At 59.9% G+C, this 17,997-nt stretch carries 19 protein-coding genes; 15 read left to right on the top strand and 4 right to left on the bottom strand.

Annotation, left to right across the window (positions count from 1 at the left end; translation table 11 throughout):
* The first annotated feature begins 111 nt into the window (after positions 1 to 111).
* From coxB to AGR1_RS09710, 12 genes are all read left to right on the top strand, one after another.
* Positions 112 to 1,008 carry a cytochrome c oxidase subunit II gene (gene coxB, locus AGR1_RS09765; RefSeq protein ID WP_121459726.1) on the top strand — a complete coding sequence of 299 codons (897 nt, stop codon included), beginning with the start codon at positions 112 to 114 and terminating at the stop codon, positions 1,006 to 1,008.
* Between the two features lie 16 nt (positions 1,009 to 1,024).
* Positions 1,025 to 2,731, top strand: a complete 1,707-nt coding sequence (gene ctaD, locus AGR1_RS09760) for a cytochrome c oxidase subunit I (protein WP_080791222.1) — start codon at positions 1,025 to 1,027, stop codon at positions 2,729 to 2,731.
* Between the two features lie 498 nt (positions 2,732 to 3,229).
* Entirely contained in the window at positions 3,230 to 4,183 is a 954-nt protein-coding gene (gene cyoE / locus AGR1_RS09755) for a heme o synthase (RefSeq protein WP_149146799.1), read from the top strand.
* Entirely contained in the window at positions 4,183 to 4,314 is a 132-nt protein-coding gene (locus AGR1_RS30100) for a hypothetical protein (protein WP_077982810.1), read from the top strand. The genes cyoE and AGR1_RS30100 overlap by 1 nt, the downstream gene beginning before the upstream one ends.
* A 32-nt stretch (positions 4,315 to 4,346) precedes the next feature.
* Complete coding sequence (locus tag AGR1_RS09745) at positions 4,347 to 4,964, top strand: cytochrome c oxidase assembly protein (protein ID WP_149146798.1); 618 nt, start codon at positions 4,347 to 4,349, stop codon at positions 4,962 to 4,964.
* A gap of 61 nt (positions 4,965 to 5,025) precedes the next feature.
* Positions 5,026 to 5,901: a cytochrome c oxidase subunit 3 gene (locus tag AGR1_RS09740; RefSeq protein ID WP_149146797.1), complete on the top strand. Its 876-nt coding sequence runs from the start codon at positions 5,026 to 5,028 to the stop codon at positions 5,899 to 5,901.
* A gap of 293 nt (positions 5,902 to 6,194) precedes the next feature.
* Positions 6,195 to 6,581, top strand: coding sequence for a DUF983 domain-containing protein (locus AGR1_RS09735; protein WP_077982807.1), 387 nt, complete (start codon positions 6,195 to 6,197; stop codon positions 6,579 to 6,581).
* A gap of 10 nt (positions 6,582 to 6,591) precedes the next feature.
* The gene (locus AGR1_RS09730) at positions 6,592 to 7,326 is read left to right on the top strand and encodes an SURF1 family protein (protein WP_080793151.1); all 735 of its coding nucleotides are present in this window, start codon (positions 6,592 to 6,594) and stop codon (positions 7,324 to 7,326) included.
* Between the two features lie 89 nt (positions 7,327 to 7,415).
* Positions 7,416 to 8,462, top strand: a complete 1,047-nt coding sequence (gene ispH / locus AGR1_RS09725; protein ID WP_149146796.1) for a 4-hydroxy-3-methylbut-2-enyl diphosphate reductase — start codon at positions 7,416 to 7,418, stop codon at positions 8,460 to 8,462.
* Positions 8,463 to 8,554: 92 nt separating this feature from the next.
* Entirely contained in the window at positions 8,555 to 9,523 is a 969-nt protein-coding gene (locus AGR1_RS09720) for a homoserine kinase (protein WP_149146795.1), read from the top strand.
* Positions 9,520 to 9,960, top strand: a complete 441-nt coding sequence (gene rnhA, locus AGR1_RS09715) for a ribonuclease HI (RefSeq protein ID WP_060723001.1) — start codon at positions 9,520 to 9,522, stop codon at positions 9,958 to 9,960. Before AGR1_RS09720 ends, rnhA begins: the two co-directional genes overlap by 4 nt.
* Before the next feature lie 135 nt (positions 9,961 to 10,095).
* Positions 10,096 to 10,404, top strand: a complete 309-nt coding sequence (locus tag AGR1_RS09710; RefSeq protein ID WP_080791217.1) for a Dabb family protein — start codon at positions 10,096 to 10,098, stop codon at positions 10,402 to 10,404.
* 147 nt (positions 10,405 to 10,551) lie between these two features.
* On the opposite strand, the gene AGR1_RS09705 is transcribed toward AGR1_RS09710, so the two are convergent.
* Positions 10,552 to 11,037 carry a peroxiredoxin gene (locus AGR1_RS09705; RefSeq protein WP_149146794.1) on the bottom strand — a complete coding sequence of 162 codons (486 nt, stop codon included), beginning with the start codon at positions 11,035 to 11,037 and terminating at the stop codon, positions 10,552 to 10,554.
* 99 nt (positions 11,038 to 11,136) lie between these two features.
* Positions 11,137 to 11,985 carry a protein-disulfide reductase DsbD domain-containing protein gene (locus tag AGR1_RS09700; RefSeq protein ID WP_149146793.1) on the bottom strand — a complete coding sequence of 283 codons (849 nt, stop codon included), beginning with the start codon at positions 11,983 to 11,985 and terminating at the stop codon, positions 11,137 to 11,139.
* 161 nt (positions 11,986 to 12,146) lie between these two features.
* Between AGR1_RS09700 and AGR1_RS09695 the strand changes: the two genes are divergently transcribed.
* From AGR1_RS09695 to AGR1_RS09685, 3 genes are all read left to right on the top strand, one after another.
* Positions 12,147 to 12,752, top strand: a complete 606-nt coding sequence (locus AGR1_RS09695; RefSeq protein ID WP_080791214.1) for a YqgE/AlgH family protein — start codon at positions 12,147 to 12,149, stop codon at positions 12,750 to 12,752.
* A gap of 106 nt (positions 12,753 to 12,858) precedes the next feature.
* A complete protein-coding gene (locus AGR1_RS09690; RefSeq protein ID WP_149146792.1) occupies positions 12,859 to 13,050 on the top strand; it encodes a CsbD family protein in 192 nt (63 codons plus the stop codon).
* 158 nt (positions 13,051 to 13,208) lie between these two features.
* Positions 13,209 to 14,303: a putative zinc-binding metallopeptidase gene (locus tag AGR1_RS09685; RefSeq protein ID WP_149146791.1), complete on the top strand. Its 1,095-nt coding sequence runs from the start codon at positions 13,209 to 13,211 to the stop codon at positions 14,301 to 14,303.
* A 140-nt stretch (positions 14,304 to 14,443) separates the two neighbouring features.
* Here the strand turns inward: AGR1_RS09685 and AGR1_RS09680 are convergent, their stop codons facing one another.
* Both AGR1_RS09680 and AGR1_RS09675 read right to left on the bottom strand, forming a co-directional pair.
* The gene (locus AGR1_RS09680) at positions 14,444 to 17,359 is read right to left on the bottom strand and encodes an EAL domain-containing protein (protein ID WP_080791211.1); all 2,916 of its coding nucleotides are present in this window, start codon (positions 17,357 to 17,359) and stop codon (positions 14,444 to 14,446) included.
* Positions 17,356 to 17,955, bottom strand: coding sequence for a GNAT family protein (locus tag AGR1_RS09675; protein ID WP_077982798.1), 600 nt, complete (start codon positions 17,953 to 17,955; stop codon positions 17,356 to 17,358). Before AGR1_RS09675 ends, AGR1_RS09680 begins: the two co-directional genes overlap by 4 nt.
* Positions 17,956 to 17,997 lie beyond the last annotated feature (42 nt).

Here is a 17,997-nt window from a genome sequence, read left to right as displayed (position 1 = left end):
GTCCCGACGCATATTGCGGCAGAGGACAAACTGTGGTTTGAAGTTAGTACCATAAGCATGGATTCTGCGTCTGTGATTGATCTGGATCAGACGCGTGAGGGAGAGGGTACCGTGACGAATAGGATTTACGCAGCACTGGCGGGGATGACCTGTCTGCTCACGGCTGTCGGCGCCCACGCCGATCAGCCGGTGCATTGGCAAATGGGCATGCAGGAGGCCGCCACGCCGATCATGCACGAAATACGCTGGTTTGAACAATATACGCTCTGGTTCATTGTTCCGGTTACGCTTTTCGTTCTTGCGCTGCTCATCGTCGTCGCCCTGAAATTCCGCGCCGCGAAAAATCCGGTGGCTTCCAAGACCAGCCATAACACGGCGATCGAGGTGGTCTGGACGCTGGCGCCGGTTCTCATTCTCCTGTTCCTTGCTTTCCCCTCGTTCAATCTCTTGAACGCGCAGCTCACGCAGCCGGAAAACCCCGACGTGACGCTGAAGGCGACCGCCACGCAATGGCTGTGGAGCTATGAATATACGGCCGCCGAAGGTGCGGAACCCCTTTCCTTCGACAGCTACTTGCTGAAGGATGAGGATCGCGCCGCCGCGGGCAAGGAAGACAAGGCCCGCTATCCGCGACTTCTGGCGGTAGACAATGAAATGGTCGTTCCGGTCGGCAAGACCGTTCGCCTGCTCGTTACCGCCGCGCCGACGGATGTGATCCATTCCTTCGCCATGCCGGCTTTCGGCGTCAAGATCGACGCCGTTCCCGGCCGCCTGAACGAAACCTGGTTCAAGGCGGAAAAAGAGGGCCTTTATTATGGTCAGTGTTCCGAGCTTTGCGGCAAGGACCATGCCTTCATGCCTATCGCCATTCGGGTGGTTTCCGAACAGCAGTACAACACCTGGCTCTCCGCCGCCGCTTCTGACCTGAACGGTGCGAACCGGGCGTTGATGGCTTCGGTCGATGGCGCTCCGCGCACGCTCGACGTCGCCGCCAACGAAACCAACTGACTCTGGAGTGAGGACAATGGCTGGACCTTCCGCACACGACGATCATCACTCGCATGGTCATTCCGCACAAGCTCATGACGATCATTCGCATGATGCGCATCATTCCCATACGCCGGGCTTCTTCGCCCGCTGGTTCCTGTCGACCAACCACAAGGACATCGGCACGCTTTACCTGATCTTCGCGATCATCGCCGGTATCGTCGGCGGCGGGCTTTCCGTCGTCATGCGCATGGAGCTTCAGGAGCCGGGCATCCAGATCTTCCACGGTCTGGCGTCCATGGTCTACGGCTTCGAAGGTGACGCCGCCATCGATGGCGGCAAGCATATGTTCAATGTGTTCACCACCGCGCATGCGCTGATCATGATCTTCTTCATGGTCATGCCGGCGCTCATCGGCGGTTTCGCCAACTGGATGATCCCGATCATGATCGGCGCTCCGGACATGGCTTTCCCGCGCCTGAACAACATCTCCTTCTGGCTGATCGTTCCGGCCTTCATCCTTCTCATTCTCTCGCTCTTCGTCGAGGGCCCCGCGGGCGCCTACGGCGTCGGCGGCGGTTGGACCATGTATCCGCCTCTGTCGACCAGCGGCATGCCGGGACCGGCGGTGGATCTGGCGATCTTCGCGCTCCACGTTTCGGGCGCGTCGTCGATCCTCGGTGCGATTAACTTCATTACCACCATCCTCAACATGCGCGCGCCGGGCATGACGCTGCACAAGATGCCGCTCTTCGCCTGGTCGGTTCTGGTCACCGCATTCCTGCTGCTGCTTTCGCTGCCGGTTCTGGCGGGCGGCATCACCATGCTTCTGACCGACCGTAACTTCGGCACGGCATTCTTCTCGCCGGAAGGCGGCGGTGACCCGATCCTTTACCAGCATCTGTTCTGGTTCTTCGGTCACCCGGAAGTCTACATCCTGATCCTTCCGGGCTTCGGCATCATCAGCCACATCGTCTCCACCTTCTCCAAGAAGCCTGTCTTCGGTTACCTCGGCATGGCCTACGCCATGGTCGCCATCGGCGCGGTCGGCTTCATCGTCTGGGCCCACCACATGTACACGGTCGGCCTGTCGCTCGAAGCGCAGCGTTACTTCGTTTTCGCCACCATGGTCATCGCGGTGCCGACGGGTATCAAGATCTTCTCGTGGATCGCGACCATGTGGGGCGGTTCGCTGACCTTCTCGACACCGATGGTCTGGGCGATCGGCTTCATCTTCCTGTTCACGGTCGGCGGCGTCACCGGCGTCCAGCTCGCCAATGCCGGTCTCGACCGTTCGCTGCACGACACCTATTACGTGGTGGCGCATTTCCACTACGTTCTGTCGCTCGGCGCAGTCTTTGCGATCTTCGCCGGCTGGTATTACTGGTTCCCGAAGATCACCGGCTACATGTATAGCGAGTTCCTCGGCAAGCTGCACTTCTGGGTCATGTTCGTGGGCGTGAACCTCGTGTTCTTCCCGCAGCACTTCCTCGGCCTTGCCGGCATGCCGCGGCGCTACATCGATTATCCCGATGCCTATGCCGGCTGGAACATGGTATCGTCCTACGGTTCCTACATCTCGGCCGTCGGCGTGCTGATCTTCCTCTTCTGCGTCTGGGAAGCCTTCGCAAAGAAGCGGATCGCCGGCGACAACCCCTGGGGTGAAGGTGCGACGACGCTCGAATGGCAGCTGTCTTCGCCGCCGCCCTACCACCAGTGGGAACAGCTGCCGCGCATTCGCTGATGCGCGGGCCGGAAGGCGCGGGCAGGGTTCGCGAATTCCGGACGCTCAGAGCAAGGAACGGTGCGGCTTTGGCCAGCGCCGTTTCCCTTGGAGCATTTCCAGGAAAAGTGGAACCCGGTTTTCCGTCCGGAAATGCCTCAAAACAAAGAGTTGGAGTGTTTTCGTGTTTCGAAGAAACGCGAAAAAGCTCTAGGCAGGGAATGCCCGTTGCCGCGTGACATTTTGTCCAAGCGAAGCATATCGTCCGACATGGTACATGCCCCGGACGTGATAAATGCCAAGTCTGGCCTTTATGGATGAGCAGCGCAGACGAATGGCGGGATGGGCGCGGTCACAGGCCGGGCAAATGAATGGTATCGGTTCTTCCGGATATCGCCCATGCCGGAACGCTCGGACCAATGAATTGACGCATCGCGCATGCCGGAAATCACATTCGTTTTTCGGGCCGGTGCAGGGGATGTCGCGACAGGCGGCGCCCGAAGGAAAACAGGACAGGAAATGAGCATTATCGACAATCGCGACATGCTGGGCGTGAAGGGCTCCGAACTTTCGGAAGCCGGCGCGCGCGATTATTTCGAATTGCTGAAGCCGCGCGTCATGTCGCTCGTCGTCTTCACGGCCTTTGCCGGCCTCGTGCTGGCGCCGGGTGAAATCAATCCCATCCTCGGCATCATCGCCATTCTCTGTATCGCCGTTGGCGCCGGTGCATCCGGCGCGCTCAACATGTGGTACGACGCCGATATCGATGCCGTGATGAGCCGCACCGCCAGACGGCCGATCCCGTCCGGCCGCATCGCGCCGCGCGAGGCGCTGGCCTTCGGCCTGACGCTGTCGGCCTTTTCTGTGGTCATCCTCGGCCTTGCGGTCAACTGGTTCTCGGCCGGCCTGCTCGCCTTCACCATCTTCTTTTACGCCGTCGTCTATACGATGTGGCTGAAACGCTCGACGCCGCAGAACATCGTCATCGGCGGCGCCGCCGGCGCTTTCCCGCCCATGCTTGGCTGGGCCTGCGTCACCGGCGGCGTTTCGCTGGACAGCATCATCCTGTTCCTCATCATCTTCCTGTGGACACCGGCGCATTTCTGGGCGCTGGCGCTGTTCAAGATGCGCGATTACGGCGCCGTCGGCATTCCGATGATGCCGAACGTGGCCGGCGAACGCTCCACCAAGAACCAGATGATCGTTTATGCGGTGCTGACCGGGGCTGCGGCCGTCGCGCCTTATTTCACCGGGCTGGCGAGCGTCGGCTACGGCATTTTTGCCGCCGTTCTGAGCGCGATCTTCATCTACTGTTCGCTCGATGTCCGTCGCATGCCTGAAGGCGACGAGAAGATGGTGCCGGCCAAGAAGATGTTCGCCTATTCGGTGCTTTACCTTTTTGCGATTTTTTCCGGCCTTCTGGCCGATCATTTCGCGCCGGCCCTGAAGGCCGTCATGTCGGGAGTCCTGTGATGGAAACGGTCGAACTAAGCACGGCGCAGAAAAAATCGAGACGCGGGCGCAACATCGCTCTCGGCGTCCTGCTCGCCGGTCTGGTGGTGCTGTTCTATATCATCACCATCATCAAGATCGGCTCGCATTGACGCGCTGATTGAGGGGAGAGGAGGAGGAGGACATGTCGAATATGGAAGCGCAGACAGCAGAAACCGGCAGACAGAAGGTGAGCAATCGCTCCATCCTCGTGCTTTGTCTCGTGTTCTTCTGCGCCATGATCGGCATGGCCTATGCCGCCGTGCCGCTTTATACGCTTTTTTGCCGTGTCACCGGCTATAACGGCACCACCCAGCGCGTCGAGCAATATTCCGACGTCATCCTCGACAAGACCATCAACGTGACCTTCGACGCCAACACCTCGAACGGCCTCAATTGGGATTTCCAGCCGATCGACAGGAAGGTCTCGCCGAAGATCGGTGAAACGGTGCAGGTCATGTTCAAGGCGACGAACCGTTCACCCGTGGCGACCACGGGTACGGCCGTCTTCAACGTCACGCCGATGGAAGCGGGCGCCTATTTCAACAAGGTGGAGTGTTTCTGCTTCACCGAAACGACGCTGCAGCCGGGTGAAACGCTGGAGATGCCGGTGGTGTTCTTCGTCGATCCTGACATCGCCACGGCACGCGAAACCAAGAGCATTCATACTTTAACGCTGTCCTATACGTTTTATCCGGCGAAAACCGAAAAACCGGTTGCGTCCTTGCCGGTAAAGACTTCATCTGGCGAAAGTAAATTGTGAGAGGAGATCTGGCCTTTTATCCGAGGCCGGATCAGGGAAGAGACATTCGGGGATTGTCGCAATGGCAGATACGCATCAGAAGAACCATGACTACCACATTATCGATCCAAGCCCCTGGCCGCTTCTGGCCTCGATCGGCGCCTTCATCCTGACCTTTGGTGGCGTCTGTTACATGCGTTACCTGTCGGGCGGCTCTTTCAAGCTGTTCGGCGCAGAACTGGCCAATCCCTGGCTGTTCTATATCGGCCTCGTCATCGTGCTTTACACCATGTACGCATGGTGGTCCGACACGATCAAGGAAGCCCACGAGGGCAACCACACCCGCGTCGTCTCGCTTCACCTGCGTTACGGCATGATCATGTTCATCGCCTCGGAGGTGATGTTCTTCGTGGCGTGGTTCTGGGCCTATTTCGATGCCAGCCTCTTTCCGCACGAGGCCATTCAGGCGTCGCGCCTCGAATATACCGGCGGGCAATGGCCGCCAAAGGGCATCGAGGTGATCGATCCCTGGCACCTGCCGCTCTACAACACCGTCATCCTGCTTTTGTCGGGCACCTGCGTCACATGGGCGCACCATGCCCTGCTGAACGATGACCGCAAGGGCCTGATCAGCGGTCTGCTGCTCACCGTCGCGCTCGGCGTCCTGTTCTCCACCGTGCAGGTTTACGAATACATGCACGCGCCGTTCGACTTCAAGAACTCGATCTACGGCGCGACCTTCTTCATGGCCACCGGCTTCCACGGTTTCCATGTCTTCGTCGGAACGGTTTTCCTGCTGGTCTGCCTGTTCCGCGCCGTTGGCGGCGGTTTCACGCCCAAGCAGCATTTCGGCTTCGAAGCGGCTGCCTGGTACTGGCACTTCGTTGACGTCGTCTGGCTGTTCCTGTTCTTCGCCATCTATATCTGGGGTGGCTGGGGCGCGCCGCTGCACGGCTGATTGGATCGGATAGAGCCCTGCCCCAAGCAGGGCATGGCTTGTCGAGCGAGCGGGTCCCACTTGTTTCTTCTCCCCGCCGGGGAGAAGTCCGCAGCAGCGGGATGAGGGGGCAAGGGTAGAGATTGACCGATAGCTAGCCCCCTCATCCGACCCTTCGGGTCGCCTTCTCCCCGGCGGGAAGAAGAAATACGAAGCGCCGTCGAGCAACAAACAAGTGCCCGGGTTTTGAGGCAAGCTTCCAAGAGACTCGACGTCACCCTCGGGCTTTGGCCAACTTCGCGGAAGGTCTCTCCATGTCTGAACCATCAAACGGAAATTTCGCCCCCGTTGACCCCATCAAGGTGGGCTTGAAGGGCTGCTGCCCGCGTTGCGGAAACGGCCGGCTGTTCGATGGCTTTCTGACCCTAAAACCCGCCTGCAGCGCCTGCGGACTCGATTACGGTTTTGCCGATGCTGGCGATGGACCGGCCGTCTTCGTCATGCTGATCGTCGGTTTTCTGGTCGTCGGGCTGGCGCTCTGGTTCGATCAGCGTTTTTCGCCCCCCGTTTGGGTGCATATCCTGCTGTGGTTGCCGTTTACGGTGATTGTCTCTCTGGTGCTGCTGCGCAAACTCAAGGGCATCATGATCGCGCTGCAATACCGTAACAATGCAAGCGAAGGCAGGCTTGATCGTGAATGACGTTTCCCACATGAAGGCGGCGGAAAGGCGGGTCTGGTTCGCCGCGCCGCTGGTGCTGCTGGCGCTTGCCATCCTTCTCGGGCTCGGCACCTGGCAGGTAAAGCGTCTCTATTGGAAAGAGGCGCTGATTGCCGATATCGAGGAGCGGCGGAGCGCGAGCCCGGTGCCGCTCTCCGACATAGAGGCGATCGCGAAAAGCGGCGGCGATATCGAATACCGCACGGTCAGACTTTCCGGCGCCTTCGATCATGCCCGCGAACGGCATTTCTTCGCCACCCATCAGGGGCGAACCGGCTATTACATCTATACGCCGCTGACGCTTGCCGATGGCCGCATTCTCTTCGTCAATCGCGGCTTCGTGCCCTTTGAGATGAAGGAACCGTCAAAACGGGCCGACGGGCAGGTTGCCGGTGAGGTGACGATCACCGGGCTGGCGCGCGCGCCGCTGGTTGCAAAACCGTCCTCGATGCTGCCTGATAACGATATCGCCAAGAACATTTTCTACTGGAAGGATCTGGCGGCCATGGCCTCCAGCGCCGATATCCCGCCCGAGCGGCTGGTCAACCTCTTCGTGGATGCTGACAACACGCCTAATCCGGGCGGTTGGCCGCAGGGCGGCGTGACGCTGATAGATTTGCCCAACAATCACCTGCAATATGCGATAACGTGGTATGGGTTGGCGGCGGCCCTTGTCATCGTCGCCGGTTTTGCCTATTTCCGGAACGGCAAGGCGCAGGGTGAATAAAGTGCAGCCCGCCCGGTAAGGCAGCTTGTCGGGCAAGGCCATGAAGTACTGCCCAAGGAGCAGGCCAAGGAGCAGGCCAAGGAGCTGGAATGAACATCGCCGTTTCCAAACCCCCTTTGACGATAAGGCTGTGCGGACCGCGCGGCTTTTGCGCGGGCGTGGACCGGGCGATCCAGATCGTCGTGCTGGCCCTGAAGGCCTATGGCGCGCCGGTCTATGTTCGCCACGAAATCGTGCATAACCGCTATGTGGTGGAAGGGCTGGAAGCCAAGGGCGCGGTTTTCGTCGAGGAACTGCATGAAATTCCCGCCGAACATCGCGAGCAGCCGGTGGTTTTCTCCGCCCATGGCGTGCCGAAATCCGTGCCGGAAGATGCGCAGGCGCGCAACCTGTTTTATCTCGATGCGACATGCCCGCTGGTCTCAAAGGTCCACAAGCAGGCCATGCGCCACCAGCGGCTTGGCCGCCATGTGGTGCTGATCGGCCATGCCGGCCACCCCGAGGTCATCGGCACCATGGGCCAGCTTCCCGAAGGCGCTGTCTCGCTCATCGAGACGGTGGAAGATGCGGACCGCTACGAGCCGCTGGACCGCGAAAATCTCGGCTTCGTCACCCAGACGACACTTTCGGTCGATGACACGGCCGGCGTCATCGCCAGGCTGCGGGAACGTTTCCCGGCCATGCAGGCACCCGCCGCCGACAGCATCTGTTACGCAACCACCAACCGTCAGGACGCGGTGAAACAGGCGGCCCCCGGCTGTGACCTGTTCATCGTCGTCGGCGCGCCCAATTCCTCCAATTCCAAGCGGCTTGTGGAAGTGGCGCTGCGGGCCGGTGCCAAGCGTTCCGTGCTGGTGCAGCGGGCCTCGGAAATCGACTGGAATGAAATCGGCGATATCCGCACCGTCGGCCTTTCGGCTGGTGCTTCCGCACCCGAGGTTATTGTCGACGAGATCATCGAAGCCTTCAAGGCGCGTTTCGACACGACGCTCGATCTCGCTGTGACGGTTGAGGAAACGGAACATTTCCTCGTCAATCGCGAGCTGCGCAGCATCGAGCTGACGACGGACGACATGGCATTCGTGAACGGCAACGCCAATGATGCGCTGCCGCCGAAAACCGCCGCCGGTATCTGAAGCGGGATGGCGCTGAATGCGGGCGGTTTCCGTCCCACCTGCGTCATCTCACCTCGAGATTTCCACTCCATCCTTCATCAAGAGATTTGAAATTGGCAGTTTATACGGACATCACCGAAGATGATCTGAGGAATTTCCTCACGCAATATGACGTCGGCAGCCTCACCTCTTATAAGGGCATTGCCGAAGGCGTCGAAAACTCCAATTTCCTGCTGCATACCACCAGGGAACCGCTGATTCTCACGCTTTATGAAAAGCGCGTGGAGAAGAACGATCTGCCCTTCTTCCTTGGCCTCATGCAGCATCTGGCCGCCAAGGGCCTGTCCTGCCCCCTGCCGCTGCCGCGCAAGGATGGCGCGTTGCTGGGAGAGCTGTCGGGCCGGCCGGCGGCGCTCATCTCCTTTCTCGAGGGCATGTGGCTGAGAAAGCCGGAAGCGAAACATTGCCGCGAAGTTGGCAAGGCGCTTGCCGCCATGCATCTGGCGGGCGAGGGGTTCGAGATCAAGCGGCCGAACGCGCTTTCCGTCGAAGGCTGGAAGGTGCTTTGGGACAAGTCCGAAGACCGCGCCGACGAGGTGGAAAAGGGGCTGAAAGATGAGATCCGTCCTGAGATCGATTATCTCGCCGCCCATTGGCCGAAGGACCTGCCGGCCGGCGTCATCCATGCGGATCTGTTCCAGGACAATGTGTTCTTCCTCGGCGATGAACTCTCCGGCCTGATCGACTTCTATTTCGCCTGCAACGACCTGCTCGCTTATGATGTGTCGATCTGCCTCAATGCCTGGTGCTTCGAAAAGGATGGCGCTTACAACGTCACCAAGGGCAAAGCGCTGCTGGAAGGTTACCAGTCGGTGCGGCCGCTGAGCGCAGCGGAGCTGGAGGCACTGCCGCTTCTGGCGCGCGGTTCGGCGCTGCGTTTCTTCCTCACCCGCCTTTATGACTGGCTGACGACGCCGGAGGGCGCGCTGGTGGTCAAGAAAGACCCGCTGGAATATCTGCGCAAGCTGCGGTTCCACCGTTCCATCGCCACTGTCGCCGAATATGGGTTGGCGGGCGAATGAAACATGTTGATATTTTCACCGATGGCGCCTGTTCGGGCAATCCCGGTCCCGGCGGCTGGGGTGCGGTGCTGCGCTACGGCGAGGTAGAGAAGGAACTCTCTGGCGGCGAGGCGGAAACCACCAACAACCGCATGGAATTGATGGCGGCGATTTCGGCGCTCAATGCGCTGAAAAGCCCCTGCGAGGTCGATCTTTATACCGACAGCGCCTATGTGAAGGACGGCATCACCAAGTGGATTTTCGGCTGGAAAAAGAAGGGCTGGAAAACCGCCGATAACAAGCCGGTCAAGAATGTTGAACTATGGCAGGCGCTGGAGGCGGCGCAGGAACGTCACAAGGTCACCCTGCATTGGGTGAAGGGCCATGCCGGCCACCCGGAAAACGAGCGCGCCGACGAGTTGGCGCGAAAGGGCATGGAGCCCTTCAAACGGCGGTAATGGAGGCCTGCTCTATTTCGGGCCGGGTAAATCCGCGCCGGCGGCCCCTTTATCGGGGGTTGTGAAAACCGAAACCCGACCTATCTTGTCGTCAAGGGGCGCTCCGTTGGCGCCCAACGGAGGAGAGAAATCCGGATGATCCTGCATTGTGTATTTTTACGCTTCAAGGCTGCAACGGCCTCTTCTGAAAAACAGGCGATATTCGAGGCGATTGCCGCCCTGAAGGATGTGATACCCGGCATCATCGATGTGAAATACGGCCAGAATGTCTCACCCGAGGGGCTGAATGGCGGTTTTGTCGATGGTTTCATCGTAACGCTGGAAAGCCCGGAAGCCCGCGACGGCTATCTCGCCCATCCCAAGCATATGGAAGTGGGGGAGCGTCTCGTCTCGCTCACCGATGGCGGCCTGGCCGGGCTTCTGGTGTTCGATATGAATGTGTGAGAGAGCGGCTTCGCGCCGCTCTCTCCCGTCATGCTTGTGCTTGTCCCGAGCATCTGCAACGCGTCGATTGAATTGGACGTGATTAAATCCTCGGCGCAGGGCCGAGGATGACGTCTTATCTAGGGCCAAGCGGCCGTCTTCTTAACGTCAAAGCTGCTCGATCATCGCCGCGGCGGCCGAAACCGTCGCCTGGCCGGGGTTTTCTTCCACGTTGAGCGACTTCACCACGCCGTCTTCCACCAGCATCGAATAACGCTTGGAGCGCACGCCGAGGCCGCCGGCGGAAAGATCGGCGTCGAGGCCGAGCGCCTTGGTGAAGGACGCATCCCAGTCGGCGAGGAAGTGGATTTTGCCCTGACCGCCGGAGGATTGCGCCCAGGCGCCCATGACGTGCCAGTCATTGACCGCGACGACGGCGATGTCATCCACGCCCTTGGAAAGAATGGTGTCGCGGTTTTCGAGGTAACCCGGCAGGTGGTTCAGCGAGCAGGTGGGGGTGAAAGCGCCGGGAACGGCGAAGAGAACGACCTTCTTGCCGCCGAAAAGCGCGTCCGTGGTGGTTTCCACCGGGCCGTCGGCCGTCTTTTCCTTGAAGGTTGCGGAAGGCAGTTTTTCGCCGATCTTGATGGTCATGTCCGTGCTCCTGTGGCGGTTCGGTTTGCGCGACTATAGAGCACGGAAATGAAATCTGTCATGCGGTTTTCATGGTAATTTCTATAGCAAAAACACCACCTACGGCTTCGGAAAATTCAGCATGGTCTCCATGGCCCGGTCGCCTGACTTGACCAGAATAGGCCAGCTGTTGCCCGGTGCCTGATAGTTTTTAGGCAGGCCCTTGATGTTCATGTAGAAGGAGAGCTTGCGTTTGTCGCGCACCGGGTTCTGCGGCTCGTAATAAGCAAAACCCGAAGGGCCGGCGATGAAGATTTCGGTCTCCTTCGGCGCATTTTCCGGAAGCTGTAATTGCACGCCGAGCATGGTCTTGTCGGGCGTGATGTGGAAATCGATCACCTTGAAATCGTCGGACGGCGCCTCGGGCAACGTCTCGCGCGCTTCCTCCAGCAATCGCCGTTCCTCGCGGTCGTCATCACCGGCATTGCCGCGCTCGATTGAAAACTTCGCCTCGAAGGGAATGCAGATATTCTGGCACACGCCTATGAAAGCGGTGATGTCGATCTTCCCTTTTGCCGTCGGATCGGCGGCCTTCAGCTGAAACGGGAGGCTGACGGCGTGGTCATAGCCGATATCGGTGATGTCGTCGTTCTCGATCAGCTTCGGAACCGGATAGGCCATGGCGGTGAGTGTTACGCCGCTTGCCGGATCCGGCGTGATCTGCGGCGGTATGCCCGCTTCGCCCGGTTCGCGCCAATAGGTAATCCAGCCGTCCTTCGGCTCGATCTGGAGCAGCCCACGCACCACGCCGTCGGCATCCATGGCAAGGCTTGCCACGCGCATCTGGCCGCCCTCGCTTCTGGCCCAGTCGGTAATGTCGGCCCGGGCCGCTTCTGCGCCGCCGAGGAAGGCGGCAAATATGGCCGCGAAGCGAAGATGTGAAAATCGAAAGAATATTCTGGCGCTCATGCTCTCCGTCTAACCCAACATCGCCCGGCGGACCAGTTACGAATTCGTGCGGTTCATCATTTTCGGTTGATTGATCGGGCGCGATGCCGCATCCTGTCCCTTGTCGAAGTGCGAACGCCGTTTTCCATTAAACGACGGAATGCGGTCTGCTGGAGGCGCCGGTGAGCTTTTCAACCCTGATGGACAAACGCGAACGTGGCTTTCTCGATGGTCAGTTCCTCATTGCGATGCCGGGGCTGGAGGACGGCAATTTTGCCCGTTCGGTGATCTATATCTGCGCCCATTCGGATGCCGGCGCCATGGGCTTCATCATCAACCGGCCGCAGCAGATCACCTTTACCGATATTCTGTTGCATCTGAAACTGGTGGACAGCAACGACGCCATCATGCTGCCCAACCGCACCCGCGAATTTCCGATTCAGTGTGGCGGCCCGGTGGAATCCGGCAGGGGGTTCGTGCTGCATTCGGATGATTATTTAAGCGAATCCAGCATTCCTGTCAGCGACGATATTTCGCTGACGGCAACGCTCGATATCGTCCGCGCTATCTCCAACGGTCGCGGTCCGCAAAGGGCCACTATGATGCTCGGTTATGCCGGCTGGGGGCCGGGCCAGCTGGAAAACGAGATCGCCAACAATGGCTGGCTGAATTGCCCCGCTGCGGAAGAGCTGATCTTCGACCGCGGGCTGGACAATAAATACGAGCGGGCGCTGGCCCTGATGGGCGTCGATCCGCGCATGCTCTCCACGGACGCCGGTCACGCCTGAACCTCCCGGTGCTCCCGCCCGTTTCGGCTGGAACCAAATCCCGGCCCCTGACGTTACTTACCCGGAAAGCCGGACAGACAGTACGGCTCAATTAGGGAGCAGTAATATGGGTAGCACATCTGACAAGATCGCCGGTAAAGCCAACGAAGTTGCTGGCAAGGTAAAGAAGAACGTCGGCGAAGCGACGGGCAATAATGAATTGCGCGCCAAGGGTGCGGCCCAGGAAACAAAGGGCAAGGTTCAGGCCAGTGTTGGCAAGGCAAAAGACGCCGTCAAGGGCGCCGTCGATCGCATGTAATTGCGCATGAAGCGTTGCGCCCTCTAACGATGCGGCGCGTTGAGCGCATGTGTTACCGCACATGCGCTCTTGTCATGTGAGGACGTGACAACCGGTCGTTAAGCTTTCATGCCCGCATTTTATGTTTGCCCACCCGTCCCATCGCAAGGGTTTCATCCATGAAGCTTTTTTCCTGCGCATCCTGCGGCCAGCCGGTCCATTTCGACAATCGTTTTTGCGTTTCCTGCGGTCATCGTCTGGCCTTTGTGCCGGAACGGCTTTCCATGGAAGCGCTGGCGCCCGCGGGTGAGCCAAACTGGCAGATCGTCGCGGACCCGCCTAAACAGGTTCGGTTTTGCGCCAATGAGGTGAACGATATCTGCAACTGGTCGGTGCCGGCGGAAAGCGAAAGCGTCTTTTGCCCGGCCTGCAGCCATAATCGCCTGGTGCCTGATATCGCGACGGAGCAGGGAATTGAACAATGGCGACGCATCAGTCAGGCGCAGCGGCATCTGTTTTATTCGATCCTGCGGCTCGGCCTGCCGCATCCCAATCGCGATGCTGATCCCGCCGGTGGGCTGGTCTTCGACTTTCTGGTGGACGAGGTGGCGCCTGACGGCTCCGTCATTCCCGCCATGACCGGTCACGATGAGGGCCTCATCGCCATCCGCGCCGCGGAAGCCGACGATGTCACCCGTGAGCAGGTCCGCGCCAATATGAACGAGCCGTACCGCACCATGCTCGGCCATTTCCGTCACGAGGTCGGTCACTTCATCTGGAACAAGCTGGTGCGGGATGAGAACCGCCTGGAGGCCTGCCGCGCCGTCTTCGGCGACGACAGCGAGGATTACGCCGCCGCCCTGCAACGCAATTACGAACAGGGACCGCGTGCCGACTGGCGGGAAAGTTTCATCAGCTCCTATGCCTCTGTCCACCCCTGGGAGGATTTCGCCGAATGTTTCGCCCATTATCTGCATATCGTCGATACGCTGGAGACGGCGCGCGCCTTCGGTGTGGCGATCGATCCTGATGGGCATGAAGAAATGGCGGCGGAGGTGACTTTCGATCCCTACAACGCCCGCAGCGCCGAACAACTCGTCAAGGCCTGGATTCCGCTCAGCGTCGCGATCAATTCTATCCAGCGCAGCATGGGGAAGGCGGACCTTTATCCCTTCGTGCTGACGCCGCCGGTGGTGGTGAAGATGGAATTCATTCACGACCTCCTGCATGGGAGGGTGGCGGCGGATGCGCAGCCGGTGATGATGGTTCAGTAAACATTCGGCGTACAGGTTGAAAATCCGAGACGTTCCGTGGACCATTAGCCCTCTCCGTCGTCATCCACATAAGCCCGGGGATGACGTGGAATTTGAGGAGGAGACTTCGCCCCCTCGCTTCCATGTACGCAATACTCCCCCTACGACGCCCGCTTTGTCGGCTGGAACCGCTCCCGCAGCAACTTCAGCGCCGCATCGCCCGTAACCGGGGTGCCGAACAGGAAGCTCTGGCCGAAATGGCAGTTCATGCGTGCCAGTTCGGCCGCATCCTCAGGCGTTTCGATGCCTTCCGCCACGACCTGCATGTCGAGCGCCCGCGCCATGGCGATGACGGAGCGCAGCAGAACGTTGCGCTTGTCGCTGGTATTGGCCACCAGCGCCTTGTCAAGCTTGATCGTGTCGAAGGGGAAGCGGGTGAGATAGGCGAGCGACGAATAGCCGGTGCCGAAATCATCCATGGCGAGGCTGATGCCCGTTTCCTTGAGCTTGGAGAGCACTAGCCGCGCCTGCTCCGGGTTCTCCATCACCACCGATTCCGTCAGCTCCAGCTTCAGCTGCTGCGGATTGCAACGGGTGCGGGTCAGCATGCCGCGAACGTCGTTATAAAGTTCGTTGTTCAGCAGCTGCGCGCTGGAAATATTGACGGAAATGAAGATCGGCATCTTGTCGATGGCATGTTGCCAGTCCATCAGGTCGGTCGCGGCGCGCTCCAGCGCAAACATGCCGAGCGGCTCGATCAGGCCCGAGGCTTCGGCAATCGGAATGAACTCGCTTGGCGGAATATTGCCGCGCTTGGGGTGCTCCCACCGCATCAGCGCTTCGAAACCGGCCAGCTCGCCATCGTCGAGCTTGATGATTGGCTGGTATGCCAGCGACAGCTCCTTGCGCTCGATGGCGCGGCGAAGGTCGCTTTCCATCTGCAACCGGTCGGTGCCCGAGGTGCGGAAGGCGGGGCGGAACGGCTCGACGCGGTTGCCGCCGGCGCGCTTGGCGCGGTACATGGCGAGTTCCGCATCGCTGAGCAATCCGGCCGCACTTTCCTGCTGGTCGATCCACGAGACGAGGCCGATGGAGGCGGTGAGGATGATTTCGCGATTGGCGAAGTTGATCGGCACCATGATCGCCTTGTTCACCGCGTCGGCAAAATCCGCGACACGCTGCGGGTCACGCTCGGAGGTCAGGATCAGGCCGAACTCATCGCCGCCGAGACGCGCCAGCGTATCCTGCGGTTTGAGCAGCCGGCGCAGACGCCGGGTCAAAGCAATCAGGATATTGTCGCCAGCGGCAATACCGAGCGTATCGTTGACCAACTTGTAGCGGTCAATGTCGATCGCCATCACGGTCGGCCGCACGCCCTCGCTGTCGGACGAGAGATTGAGGATCGATTGCAAACGGTCGAGAAAAACCTGCCGGTTTGGGAGCCCGGTCAGATTGTCGTTCATCGCATCCTGCAACAGCCGCTCGACGGAATTCTTCTGCTCGGTAATGTCGGTGATGGTGCCGACGCAGCGGATGATTTCGCCGTTGGAGCCTAGAACCGGACGCGCACGAATTTGCAGCCAGTGGAAATGCCCGTCCTCGGCGCGAATGCGGAATTCGTGGTTCAGACGGCCCTTGCGATGGTCGAGCAGCACGTCGAGCGTTGCCTTGAACCGGTCACGGTCATCAGGGTGCAGACGCGGCAGCCAGTTGCGCGCAGCACCATGCATGGTACCCGGCTCCAGCCCCAGCCGGTTGGAAATGTCAGGTGTGGTAACGATGCGGTCGCGCGTCACGTCCCAGTCCCACACGGTATCGCCGCTGCCCGTCAGGGCCAGCGATTGCCGCTCAAGGTCCGAGAAAAGACCCTGCTGATAGGCGCTGCCGGCAAAGGCATGCTGGATGACGGTAAAGCCGATCAGCAGCACGATCAGGACCAGCCCGCCGCCGAGTGCGGGCTGCACGATGTCATTGTCCAATTGCCCCGTTACCGTCAGCCAGCTGCCGAACAGCCAGACGAGAATGAGCGCCCAGGAGGGAACAAGCAAAATCGCCCGATCATAACGGTTAAAGCCGAGATAGACGATAAGCGCGATGCCGGCCGTTGCGGTGAGCGCGAAGGATATGCGCGCGATGCCTGACGCGACCGAGGGATCATAGATCGCGACGCCGAACAGCAGCGCCAGACCCACCACCCAGGCAAAGGTCGCATACCCTAGATGCGCATGCCATCGGTTGAGGTTGAGATAGGTGAAGAGGAAGACCACGAAGCTGGAGGCGAGCGCCACTTCCGCGCCCGCCCTCCATATTCGTTGATCGCTCGAGGTGACCGTGATGAGCTTTTCGAGGAAGCCGAAATCCACGCATATATAGGCGAGCACCGCCCATGCCAGCGCGGCCGAGGCCGGCAAAACGGAAGTTCCCTTGACCACGAAAAGAATGGTGAGGAGCACAGCCAGCAGGCCGGCAATGCCGAGTACGATGCCACGATAGAGCGTGAACGCGTTGATCGTGTCCTTGTAGGCTTCCGGCTCCCACAGATAAAGCTGCGGCAGCTGCGGCGTCGAAAGCTCGGCGACGAAGGTGATGACGGAGCCGGGGTTGAGCGTGATGCGGAACACGTCGGCATCCGGGCTCGGCTGGCGATCAAGCGCAAAACCTTCACTCGGCGTAATCGCGATGATGCGTTGCGAGCCGAGGTCGGGCCAGAACAGCTTGGAATTGACGAGACGAAAGTGCGGCGCGACGATCACGCGCTCCAACTGCTCTTCCGAAACGTTGGCAAGTGCGAAAACCGCCCAGTCGCCCTGATGGTCGGTAGAGCTGGCACGCACCTCGATACGGCGGCGAATGCCGTCGGGGCCGGGGGCGGTCGAGACCTGAAAGGCTTCGCCCTGGTTGGCATAAATATCGGTGGTGGCCGTCAGGTCGAGCGCCGTGTCGTCACGGGAAATCTTCACCGGCTCGAAGGCGTAGGAATAGGAGGAGAAAAGCAGGAAAAGCAGGAAAATCGGCGCAGCCAGCACGATTGCCGCCAGACGTTTCGCAAGGCGAGGCGCAGTGTGATTGTAGGTCATGTATCGTACTTCGTTCCGCCGGAGCTTTGCTTGTCGGCAAGAAGGGAAAACATCATATGATCCCGCCATTGGCCATTGATTTTCAGATATTCCCGCAGGAGGCCTTCCCGCTGGAACCCGGCATTTTCGAGAAGCCGGATGCTTTTGAAGTTTTCCGGAATACAGGCTGCCTCGATACGGTGCAACTGAAGTCCGTTAAAGATGTATGGTATTACCAATTTTAATGCGGCAGACATATGGCCTTGGGCGGCGTGCCGCTCGCCGATCCAGTATCCGATCATGCAGCTTTGCGCCGCACCCCGGCGGATGTAACCGATGGTGATGCCGCCGACCAGCAGCGTCTCTTTCTCGAACAGCAAAAAGGAAACGGCGGTGCCGGAGGAAAATTCCTGGCCGTTGCGGACCACGCGCGTGCGGAAAGCGCTTTCCGTCAGCTCGTCCGGCCGCCAGGTCGGCTCCCATGGCTGCAGAAAGTGGCGGCTTTCCGAGCGCAGCACATGCCACTGCTTGAAATCGCCATAACGCGGCAGTCTGAGAAGGTGATTGGCGCTGCGCAGTTCGGGCGTGTCGCTATGTCGGGAAAGAAAACGCAGCATTCACGATCCCTGTGCGGCAGATATCGCCATCCACGAACGATA

Origin of the sequence: Agrobacterium sp. B1(2019), assembly GCF_008274755.1 — a bacterium.
In the GTDB taxonomy this organism is placed as follows: domain Bacteria; phylum Pseudomonadota; class Alphaproteobacteria; order Rhizobiales; family Rhizobiaceae; genus Agrobacterium; species Agrobacterium salinitolerans.
Note: the sequence above shows the minus strand (reverse complement) of the source record. Positions and strands in the feature narration are given on the sequence as shown.